This window comes from Candidatus Nitrosotalea sp. FS (assembly GCF_011319475.1).
Taxonomy (GTDB): Archaea; Thermoproteota; Nitrososphaeria; order Nitrososphaerales; family Nitrosopumilaceae; genus Nitrosotalea.
Genome location: NZ_RCMC01000195.1, coordinates 3,505 through 13,944 on the forward strand (window position 1 = coordinate 3,505; position 10,440 = coordinate 13,944).

Consider the following 10,440-nt stretch of genomic DNA (forward strand, 5'->3'; position numbering starts at 1 on the left):
ACCTTTGATGTTTGTTTTACAGATTTTATTATTGTATGTACAAGTTCTGGATCATCGCCTACTTCTAGTCCAACTTTTTCAACATGAGGACATGACAGATTAAGTTCGTAACCTAGTATCTTTACATTTTCAAATTGTTTTATCATGAATACAAAGTCTTCTGGAATAGAGCCAACTAGGCTGACAATTATTGGAACTGTTTTGTTTTCTGACAGCATCTTTGCAAAATATGGAGCTCCAGGATTTGACAGTCCAACTGCATTTAGGTATCCATTTTTTAGGCCAACAATTGTGGGGTTTGGATATCCATCCCAAGGTTCCTTGCTAAGAGATTTTGTAACAAGTGCTCCCGCTCCTTCCTTATATAGACGGCCAAAAACGTCAAGTGATATGCCAAGAATACCAGACGCAAGCATCGTGGGTCTCTCAAGTGCAATTGGGCCCACATTGGTTGAGATGTCAGGACTCACTTCTAATAATTAAAAATAGTTGTCTTATAACGTTTGACATAGTTCTAGGATCTATAATGTTACATTTTTTAGTAAGCCATGAAAATGCACTCTATGCATTCTGTCATTTTAACAGAGTTGGGTATTGCAGTTTTTGACGATAACAAATGTGTAAAATCATTTCCATTTTCAAATCCAGCTACACAGTATGTAGAGCTAAAAAAAGAACAAGCCAGCCTTAACGAACTAGAACATTTTCTTGCCAATTTAGGAAGCATTGTTGTCGTAAACGATTCTTCTTTGCTCAAACTCTTGAGAAAAAAATCAATCGAGTCAGATATAATGGATGAAAAAAAGATAGAGACAATCCAATCTTCAAAACTGCGAGTCCTTGTAGATTCTGGCTTTGCAACTAATGAGGGAGACGCAAGAGGAAAGTTACGTGACTTTGCACTTAGTCTTTCATCATCCAGAGTAACAGAGATCTCCGAGAGTCCCGACCTGCACATAATTCAGGCAATCAACACACTGGATGAAACAGACAAGATGATCAATTTACTAAGTTCCAGAGTAAGAGAGTGGTATGGCTTACATTTTCCAGAGCTTGACAACATGATTGATACAATCAGTGGATACTCAAAAATTGTAATGGCAGGAAAAAGAGAGAACATTACACAGAATACATATCTTGATGCAGGTTTTCCAGAAGAAAAAGCAGAGATGTTGTCATTATTGCAAAAAAAGAGTAGAGGTGGCCAGATCTCAGATGAGAATCTTGCAATAGTTCAAAACATTGCAAAACAGATCTTGGATCTTTTCGATCTAAGACAATCATTGGAAAAACACATTGAATCACAGATGGAGTCAATTGCACCAAACGTTTCAGTAATACTTGGCTCTGCAGTTGGAGCAAGAGTTCTTGCCAAGGCAGGAAGTTTGAAAAGACTTGCATCAATGCCTGCAAGTACCATTCAAGTTCTTGGTGCTGAAAAGGCATTATTTAGAGCGCTCAAGACAGGTGCCCAACCACCAAAACACGGTTTACTATTTCAACATCAACTAGTTCATGCCGCCCCACGATGGCAGCGAGGCAAAATTGCAAGGGCAATAGCCGCAAAAGCTGCAATCGGTGCAAGAGTAGATGTCTTTGGAGCGGGAAGAAACGATACATTGCTTGAGAAACTCAACATACGAGTTACCGAGATAGGAACAAAATACAAGGACCAGCCAGAGAGACCAGCTTTCCAGCCACGTAGAAACGATGAACAGAGAGACAGAAGGTTTGGCGGTGGAGGCGGAGAGAGAAGATACGGTGGAGGAGGTAGAGGTGGTGGCGGAGAGAAGAGAAACGACTGGCAAAAGAGCAAGAGAAAAAAGTTTGGAAAACGAAGAAGATAATATTTTTTGGGTAAAAATTGAAGGGGAAAAGAGACTTGCAACCATAAATCTCGTACCCGGAAATCAAGTCTATAGAGAAAAACTAGTCAAGATAGACGACGAGGAGTTTAGAGCATGGGATCCATATCGTAGCAAACTTGGCGCTGCCATAATGAATGGTCTTGAAACTTTACCAATTGTAAGAAAGTCCAAAGTTCTCTATCTTGGCGTATCCACCGGAACAACTGCAAGTCATGTATCAGATATCGTTGGTCCAAATGGAATTGTTTTTGCAGTAGAACATTCAAGCAGAGTTGCAAGAGATTTTTTGGAAAGAGTGGCGTCGTTTAGATCAAACATTGTACCAATATTGCAAGATGCCCGCAGTCCAAAGGAATACTTTTCAGTGTATGGTCCTGTTGATGTTGTCTATGTAGATATTGCACAACCAGACCAGACAGAGATTGCAATACTAAATTGTAAAACATATCTGAAAAAAGGAGGCTACATGATGCTGGTAATCAAAACAAGAAGTATCGATGTTACAAGAGAGCCTTCCCAAGTAATGCGCTCAGAGGCCAAAAAATTATCTGCAAATTTTGAGATAGTTCAAGAGATAAACCTAGAGCCATACGAAGGGGACCATGGCATGATTGTAGCAAAATATCTAGGATAAGGTACCTAGCAGGATTTTGACTGGTTTCCAGCTCTTTCTGACAAATACAGGCACATCCCCATTTTGAGACACCCATTCCTTGATGAATCTCATCGTTTTAGGGTCAGATGGATATCCGCTTCCAAGGTTATGGTTTTTTCGTAGTTTCTCTATCTCTCTATCTCGGTTTACCTTGGCAATGATAGAAGCTGCAGAGACTACAGGGTATTTTCTATCAGCATGATGACTGGAGATAATTTTTCCAGTCTTGGCAAGATTTGAAATATACAGACCAAATCGTTTTGGGTTCACATCACATGAATCAACATATGAAGAGTTTGCCTGTAATTTTTTTATAACTTTGGCCATATAGTTTGCTTCAAGTTGGTTTAACAGATTTTTACTAACACTCTTGTCTATTGTCTTTGGAGGAATTTTTGCAACATGGTATCCTTCCACAAGAGACAATATTTGCTCGTATAACTTTTCTCGCAATTGAGGACTGAGTTGCTTTGAATCTTTGACTCCAATCTTTACAAGTTGTTTTATATTTTTTTGTTCAATAGAAATTCCAGCAATTACAAGTGGGCCAAGTACTGAACCACGACCTGCGTCATCTACTCCGCAGACTAGCATATTTGTGATGTTCTTGTGTTAGACGTATTAAACCATTTTAGGTAATCAGACGATCATTTCATGGCGTGTTGGAAAAAAAATACAAACTAGGTACAAGAAAGATCGCCATATTTTCCTTCAAGTCCAGAGGCGCGAGCTATGTTAACACCTGATTGATCACTTTCTATCGTAAGGTGACACACTCCATTCTTGTCAGAGTTATCACGTAGATTATCAGTAAATACAATTGCTGCATTTACAGACGAGTCTGGAGAATGTGCTCGCTCAAAAAGAGTATGACCAACCGCTTCAGGCACCGCTATCATCAATATCACCAATATAGCGAATTTGTTGATTGATCTTTTGTTCATGATATACCATAGTGATTTACTGTTATAGAGAAGCTGGAAGAGATTATCTTGTAAAATTTCCAATTTGGAAGCAAATGTAATAGGAATATTATCAAATAGGACACATAATTTCCGAATCGGAAATTAATATTAGTAACATGGTATAATATTTTTTCATGCTCGATGACATAGACAAGGTCATACTTTCCCACCTTGGAAGAAATGCAAGAGTTTCCTCACAAGAGATAGCCAGTACACTTCAGGGAATGGGTTTTACAATCACAGATAGAGCGGTGCGACAACGACTTGGAAGACTGGACAAGAACAAATCCATCCTAGGGTATTCTGCAATTTTGAATCCAAGTCTAGTGTCAGAAAAAGTCAATAGAACAATACTCATCAAATTCAAGTTTTCAAAAAATATTTCAGATGGAATTGACAGGCTTACAAGATATCTAAACGAGTCTCCCTTTTGTATTTATTCAGCAAGACTAAGTGGGGATTTTGACTGGATTTGCCATTTTGTTTTCTCATCAATTGAACAATATGATCTTGAAACAAACAACTTTCTAAATAGATTTTCAGACGTGATAGCAGACTTGCGCTCCTATGAATCCAAGGCAACAAAATCTTCACCATATGTCTTGTTTGATGAACATGCCACCAATGAAAAAAAGCTCCAAGTGTATACCATATTGAATGCCATCAAAAAACATGACAACCTAAACGATAGACTCCAGTCCATAGTCGAGAACCTTGTGAAATATTTTAATGCCAAATTTGCTCGAATCTGGTTTTACGGTAAAAAGTCAAAGACATTAATTCTAAAGTATAGTGCAGGCAAGTACAAAAACATAGACGGTGAGTTCTCCAGAGTATCTCTGAACTCTCTAAAAATTGGAACGATTGTAAAGACAAAGAAACCCGTAGTCTCAAATGATGTGTCCCATGATCCCAGAATAAAATATCATGATTGGGCAAAAAAGGAGAAACTCAAGTCTTTTGCAGGATACCCAATATTGTACAAGAGAGAGGTTGTAGCAGTTTTGGCCATTTTCAGTGAGAAATCCCTCACGCCAAGTGATTTTGAGATTCTAGGCATATTCTCAGACCAGCTCTCAAAGGAGCTTTCAGGCTTTTTTGAGGCAAAGGACTTTCTGCTCATCTGAGCAAATCATTTCCTAGATTTCCAGAGCATCAACTGCGTACATTTCAATTTATTAAATCATTTCAGACAAGGCAAAACCTGTTGGAGTCAGAACTTGCAGAGATAACGAGGGAAGCACAAAGCTGCTTGTACCAAAGGAATCATTATCAGAAGATGTGCCTCCAAAGGAGCCTGCTTTTTTCAATCCACGTGCAAGGGTTAGCAGAGATTTTTCAATAATAGCATATTCTGCATTTCTTAAAAACTTCAAGGGTCCAAAGATCTTTTTAGATTCACTTGCAGGAATTGGTGCAAGAAGCATAAGGGTTGCAAACGAAATAAAATCAATAGAAAAAGTAATTGTAAATGATGTAAACCAACAAGCCTTGGAAATTGGAAAAAGCATTGCAACGTTAAATCAAGTTACAAATTGCGAATTTTCTGAAAACGAGGCATGTAGGTTTCTGAGTCTTCACTCCACACGAGATGGACGCGGCGCAATTATAGATGTAGATCCATTTGGCTCACCTTCTAGATATCTTGATTGTGCGATACGGGCAACTTTTCACGGAGGACTCTTGTCAGTAACTGCTACTGACATGACTGTCTTGCACGGAATATTTCCAGAGGCATGCCAACGCAAGTATTATGGAACTCCTGTTAGAACAATTTACGGAAACGAGATAGCATTACGTTTGATTCTTGGATGTATAAACATGGTTGCAGGACGAATGGATATCATGATACATCCATTATTTGTACAACACAGCATGCATTACTACAAGGCATATGCCAAGATACTTGTTAGAACAAACACCAAAGATTGCATGGGATATATCCTGCATTGTGATAATTGCGGAAACAGAAAAGCAGTACATGAGGTAGAACATACATGTAATATTTGCAATTCAAAGGCAAAACTTGCAGGTCCACTCTGGATAGAGAGCCTTCATGACAAAGATTTTGTGGATTCCATGATATCAGAGGAGAAGAACCTGACAGTTGACAAGTCTTGCACGCTATTTCTTGAAAAGTGCAAAGAAGAGATGGGCATGCCGCCAGCATATTTTACCCTGGATGAAATTGGGCACAGAAAACAGTCTGCACCACCATCTCTTGCCAAGATAATAGAAAAACTCAAAGAAACAGGACATAGAGCTACAAGAACAAGTATGAATCCAACTGGATTCAAGACAGATGCTACTATAACCGAGATTTTATCGCTAGTTTAATTTCCAAGATAGCCCAGGCAGATATAGTACAGTTCACTGCTTGACTTTCTGCTTGCCTGAGGTTTTCTTAATTGTACTTTGGCAAATTTCTTTCTGATGTAATCTCGAAACTCAATTGAATACTGTCCGTCAAAGACTTTGAAGAGTGCATTACCTTTTTTTGCCAACACTTGATCCATTATTCTGCTTGCAGCATAATTTAATGAAATTTGTCTTGCGTGGTCCACATCCCACATTCCAGTTACTGTAGGTGATAGATCACATATCACTGCCTTTATCTTGCCACCAAAGTACTCGAAGATTTGCTCTACAATTGATTCGTCTTCAATGTCTCCTCTAATGAAATGGACTTCGGGAATTTCTTCAACAAATGATTTGTCAATGCCCATAACCTGTCCCTTGTTTCCTGCAAGTTCATGTGCAACCTGACTCCATCCTCCAGGAGAACAACCAAGATCCAAGACAGAAAATCCAGGACCAATTATTCTGTATGATGTGTTTAGTTCTTTTAGTTTGTATGCTGCTCTACTTCGATATCCTTCCTTGTGTGCTAATCGCCTATACAAGTCACGCCTTGCATCGATTAATTTCATTTCTTTGCCTTCTTGGTAGAAAGTTCAGTCAGCACCCATTGTTCAATCAAAGGACAAGTCCTTGGACTAATTTCTCCTTCAAGAGTACATTTTGATTCAACAGGACATATCAGACAAGGAGCGGATTCTATTGATTGAGTTGTTACAGGTACATGTGCAATCTTTAGTTTGTAAGTCCAACGTCCGTTTTCAAGAATTTTTTCTCTTTTTACCAAGTGCTGTCTTTCAAGTTTTAGTGCAAGTCTTGAGCCATCCCTGCTTGAGAGTTTGAGTTTTTTCCAAAGTTCACTTTGGAACATGCCATTATCACCACGTTTTGCAACCAAGCCCAAAACAGTTGTTTTTAGCTTTTCCATATCAAGTCCCTCTATCTGGAAGTTTTCAATCTCTTTTTCATCAATTTGCTCTAGTTCTTCCTCGGAGAGCTCGGCATCCTTTTTCTTGTCGTTTTTAGATTTTTTCTTGTCCATCTTGTCAGATTCGGCTTTCTTGACAATCTTTGGTGATTCCTTTTTCTTTTCTGTCTTGACTAGACTCTTTTTCTCTTCAACCTTTTTGGTCGGTTTTTTTTCTTTTTTAGCCATAATTAATCACTAATAACTAGAAGTTACTCCGTTATTATAGACACTCGCGCAATATAATAACATATTATTTTCTTATTGTACCCTAATGTAGGCCATTACATTGATGCTGTTTTGATTGGTCTTGTCTTTCATTTCTGCCACAATCTGGTAGATACCGGGTGTATCGATCACAGGTGAAAATGTATCCTGAATTGGCATAACAGCATTAGTTTGTGCAAAACATTGTGTGAAATAGGCATGTTGAACAATTACTTGTTTTGGAGATGTGTTTGGATTGTATATTGTCAAGTACAAGTCACCACAATCAAACGAAGTGTTGTTCACCATCACACTAAAGTTCAATGGTGTTGATACAGTATAATTGCTGACAAGATGTAGCAATCTGATTTGTGCATTTCCTTCTTGTTGTCCAATGTGTGGTGCAAAGTTGAATTGCCACATGTTTAATTGTCTATTTGGTTGTGCCAAAACATCAGCTAACACATATCCTCCAAAAATCAACGACACAATTACAGGAAAGACAAAAACGAGATAAGCAATTTTTTTTACTGCCAATTATAGTATAAGCGCTCTAGTTCCCATATATCTATTTGGTCGAAAAAGATCCAAGTAACAAATTTGACGAATAAGTTAAATCACAGCCAAGCCAATAGCCGCTAGATGCGACTTAGAAAATTTAGAGTTCAAGGTTATCGTTGCATTCATGATTCTGGTGAAATCAAAGTAGGAGATCTTGCAGCATTTGTGGGAAGAAATGAAAGTGGCAAGACCACGATTCTAGAAGCCCTTACTTTACTTAACAAAGATACAAAACTTTCTGAATTAGACTTGTGTGACGAAATGACTGAAGAGCTCAAGTCTGAGGTAAGACTAGCAGAAGGAGAGTTTGTGCTAAGTGAGAAAGAGACTGCNCCTTGCGGCATTTGTTGGAAGAAATGAAAGCGGCAAGACCACGATTTTAGAAGCCCTCACTTTACTTAACAAGGATACAAAACTTTCAGAATTAGATTTGTGTGACGAAATGACCGAGGAGCTCAAGTCTGAGGTAAAATTAGCAGAAGGAGAGTTTGTGCTAAGTGAGAAAGAGACTGCATTAATTCGAGAAAAATTTCCAAATCTCCAAGACATAAGAAAGATGAAGATCTTCAGGACAAACAAGAATCCGAGAGTACAATATGACTTTGGAGACGTAAAAATTAGCGGCGAGGCAAGCAAGAGACTCAATTCGTGGGAAAACTTTGTGGATAGAATCAAGTCATTTGTTGATGCGATGCCAAATCCCATACGAATTAGGGTCGATACCAAGTTTCTNAATTTTGTGGACAGGATCAAGTCATTTGTGGACGAGATGCCAAACGCCATACGAATCAGGGTCGATACCAAGTTCCTAAGTGCCCCACCACCACGAACTAGAGAGGTCTTTATGGACATGATGGCAGAATTTAACAATAACATTTACCTGATTGCATCACAAGAACCGTCAATAATTTCAGGGTGGAAAGACATCTACCAAGATTTAGAGAGCATATTTGATAACATGCTAATAGGAACAAACGAACGTTCCGCTCTGGATAATTTCATCGAAGACAAGTTACATCCACGATTTGTGTATTTTTCAGATTACAAAAAAATACTTGGAAATATTGATCTTGAGGAATTTGTCAGAGAGACAAAAGGAATCAGAGCAAAGGGACTAGAATATGTTGAAGAGTTTGACAAGGCAGAGACTGTAAACAATTTATTTTATCTAGCAGAGCTTGACGCCCAAAAACTCGAAGAGGTACAAAACAGTCCATCTAGATTGATAAAACTATTACACACTTCAAGCCGAAGACTCAGCGANAGAAGAGGTACAGAACAGTCCATCCAGACTGATAAAACTATTACACACTTCAAGCCGAAGACTCAGCGAGAGACTCAACCCTGCATGGAAGGGAGACCCCATCCACGTAGAGCTGAGATGGAATCCAGGAAATGTTTTGAGTGTGGTCATATCAGATGTACACAGAGACGGTACCGTTACAAACACAGGACTACTCAATAGAAGAGCTGAAGGGTTCAAGTGGACTTTCTCATTTATCGTAAACTTTGCAGCTGAGACACAAAAGGCAGAATTGAAAGAAGCAATACTGTTGCTTGATGAACCAGCAAGAAACCTACACCCAGCACAACAGAGAGGAATCTCAGATCTGCTCAAAGGTCTAGCAGGTTCTAATCAGATACTTTACGCAACCCACTCTCCATTTATGATATTTGATTACACCCAAGNAAGACGGTACAGTTACAAACACAGGATTGCTCAACAGAAGAGCTGAAGGATTCAAGTGGACTTTCTCNCAGAGACGGTACCGTTACAAACACAGGACTACTCAACAGAAGAGCTGAAGGATTCAAGTGGACTTTCTCATTTATCGTAAACTTTGCAGCTGAAACACAAAAGGCAGAATTGAAAGAAGCAATACTGTTACTTGATGAACCAGCAAGAAACCTACACCCAGCACAACAGAGAGGAATCTCAGATCTGCTCAGAGGTCTTGCAGGCTCCAACCAGATACTCTATGCAACCCACTCTCCATTTATGATATTTGATTACACCCAAGGAAACTTGCTAGTAGTAGAGCTTGACAAGAGAAGACACCTAAGCAAGATCTATTATGATTACTGGAATGCAGATGATCAAACCCTTATTCCAATATTGTATGGTTTGTCAAGAGGTCTTGTTGAATCCATAGTAGACAAACAAATTGGTTACAATTCAAGGCCTGTGATAATAGTAGAAACCATGTCTGATTGCATGTATCTTAATGCATTTGATAGATTCCTAAAAGATCCAAATCTTTCCATGAATCCACTTAACATAGTTCCAGCATACAACAAAAATTCAGTCCTGTCACTTGCTATATTTTACAAAAATCACGGATATGATACTTTTATCTTATTGGACAATACCGAGGAATCAAGAAAAATTTCCACAGAACTTCAATCTAATGAATTCAAGTCAGTACAGATGATCTTTTTTGAGCTTACAGGACAGCCAAAATTATTCATAGAAGACCTGATGATGGAAGACGATTACCTTTATGCCGTAAACCAGACCTATGAAGTCAAGTTAAGAAAGGAAGGATATGCAACATTAACTAAGGATGATGTATCCAGCAAAGGCAAGAAGAGCATCATAGACAACCTAAATGAGATTTGGAAAGAGAACCAACACTTGGGTTGGGAGACATTTGACAGAGAGGATATTTGCAGATACATTTGTGAGAAAATAGTATTGAATGAGACAGACTTTTTATCAGACAAGACAAAGGACCAATTCAGATCATTATACAGATTGATTGCAGAGAGAATAAGACAGAATCAAAACCTAGGAGCACAATCATCTACAACACGTAATAGATGAGACGGAAAATATCATCATTTGTACTTTACTCATAA

At 38.6% G+C, this 10,440-nt stretch carries 10 protein-coding genes and 4 pseudogenes; 8 read left to right on the top strand and 6 right to left on the bottom strand.

The window, feature by feature from the left end; translation table 11 throughout:
• Positions 1-470, bottom strand: a pseudogene (locus tag DYY66_RS14530) (dihydroorotate dehydrogenase); the annotation flags it as partial.
• A gap of 78 nt (positions 471-548) precedes the next feature.
• Here DYY66_RS14530 and DYY66_RS07120 point away from each other — a divergent pair.
• Entirely contained in the window at positions 549-1,847 is a 1,299-nt protein-coding gene (locus tag DYY66_RS07120; RefSeq protein WP_255496316.1) for an NOP5/NOP56 family protein, read from the top strand.
• On the top strand, positions 1,828-2,502 hold the full coding sequence (locus tag DYY66_RS07125) for a fibrillarin-like rRNA/tRNA 2'-O-methyltransferase (protein ID WP_166287472.1): 675 nt from the start codon (positions 1,828-1,830) through the stop codon (positions 2,500-2,502). The genes DYY66_RS07120 and DYY66_RS07125 overlap by 20 nt, the downstream gene beginning before the upstream one ends.
• Here DYY66_RS07125 and rnhB read toward each other — a convergent pair.
• Positions 2,494-3,117 (bottom strand): ribonuclease HII, encoded by a 624-nt coding sequence (rnhB, locus tag DYY66_RS07130; protein ID WP_166287484.1) that lies wholly within the window; start codon positions 3,115-3,117, stop codon positions 2,494-2,496. The genes DYY66_RS07125 and rnhB overlap by 9 nt on opposite strands.
• 86 nt (positions 3,118-3,203) lie before the next feature.
• Entirely contained in the window at positions 3,204-3,413 is a 210-nt protein-coding gene (locus DYY66_RS07135; protein WP_255496319.1) for a hypothetical protein, read from the bottom strand.
• A gap of 209 nt (positions 3,414-3,622) precedes the next feature.
• On the opposite strand from DYY66_RS07135, the gene DYY66_RS07140 reads away from it, so the two are divergent.
• Together DYY66_RS07140 and DYY66_RS07145 are read left to right on the top strand one after the other, a co-directional pair.
• Positions 3,623-4,615 (top strand): GAF domain-containing protein, encoded by a 993-nt coding sequence (locus DYY66_RS07140; RefSeq protein WP_166287490.1) that lies wholly within the window; start codon positions 3,623-3,625, stop codon positions 4,613-4,615.
• Between the two features lie 121 nt (positions 4,616-4,736).
• Positions 4,737-5,825 (top strand): tRNA (guanine-N1)-methyltransferase, encoded by a 1,089-nt coding sequence (locus DYY66_RS07145; RefSeq protein WP_218583663.1) that lies wholly within the window; start codon positions 4,737-4,739, stop codon positions 5,823-5,825.
• On the opposite strand, the gene DYY66_RS07150 is transcribed toward DYY66_RS07145, so the two are convergent.
• From DYY66_RS07150 to DYY66_RS07160, 3 genes are all read right to left on the bottom strand, one after another.
• Complete coding sequence (locus tag DYY66_RS07150) at positions 5,822-6,418, bottom strand: RlmE family RNA methyltransferase (protein ID WP_166287493.1); 597 nt, start codon at positions 6,416-6,418, stop codon at positions 5,822-5,824. The two genes, DYY66_RS07145 and DYY66_RS07150, sit on opposite strands and share 4 nt — an antisense overlap.
• Positions 6,415-7,002, bottom strand: a complete 588-nt coding sequence (locus DYY66_RS14535; protein WP_255496322.1) for a transcriptional regulator — start codon at positions 7,000-7,002, stop codon at positions 6,415-6,417. Before DYY66_RS14535 ends, DYY66_RS07150 begins: the two co-directional genes overlap by 4 nt.
• Before the next feature lie 72 nt (positions 7,003-7,074).
• Positions 7,075-7,557 carry a hypothetical protein gene (locus DYY66_RS07160; protein ID WP_166287496.1) on the bottom strand — a complete coding sequence of 161 codons (483 nt, stop codon included), beginning with the start codon at positions 7,555-7,557 and terminating at the stop codon, positions 7,075-7,077.
• A 105-nt stretch (positions 7,558-7,662) separates the two neighbouring features.
• On the opposite strand from DYY66_RS07160, the gene DYY66_RS07165 reads away from it, so the two are divergent.
• The 4 genes and pseudogenes from DYY66_RS07165 to DYY66_RS07175 all read left to right on the top strand — a co-directional run.
• Positions 7,663-7,913 (top strand): AAA family ATPase (locus DYY66_RS07165; protein ID WP_166287504.1); only part of this gene is annotated, 251 nt, incomplete at its 3' end.
• 1 nt (position 7,914) lies between these two features.
• Positions 7,915-8,313, top strand: a pseudogene (locus DYY66_RS14540) (ATP-dependent endonuclease); the annotation flags it as partial.
• Positions 8,314-8,845: 532 nt separating this feature from the next.
• Positions 8,846-9,270, top strand: a pseudogene (locus DYY66_RS14550) (AAA family ATPase); the annotation flags it as partial.
• 69 nt (positions 9,271-9,339) lie between these two features.
• A pseudogene (locus DYY66_RS07175) lies at positions 9,340-10,405 on the top strand (ATP-dependent endonuclease); the annotation flags it as partial.
• Positions 10,406-10,440: the final 35 nt, after the last annotated feature.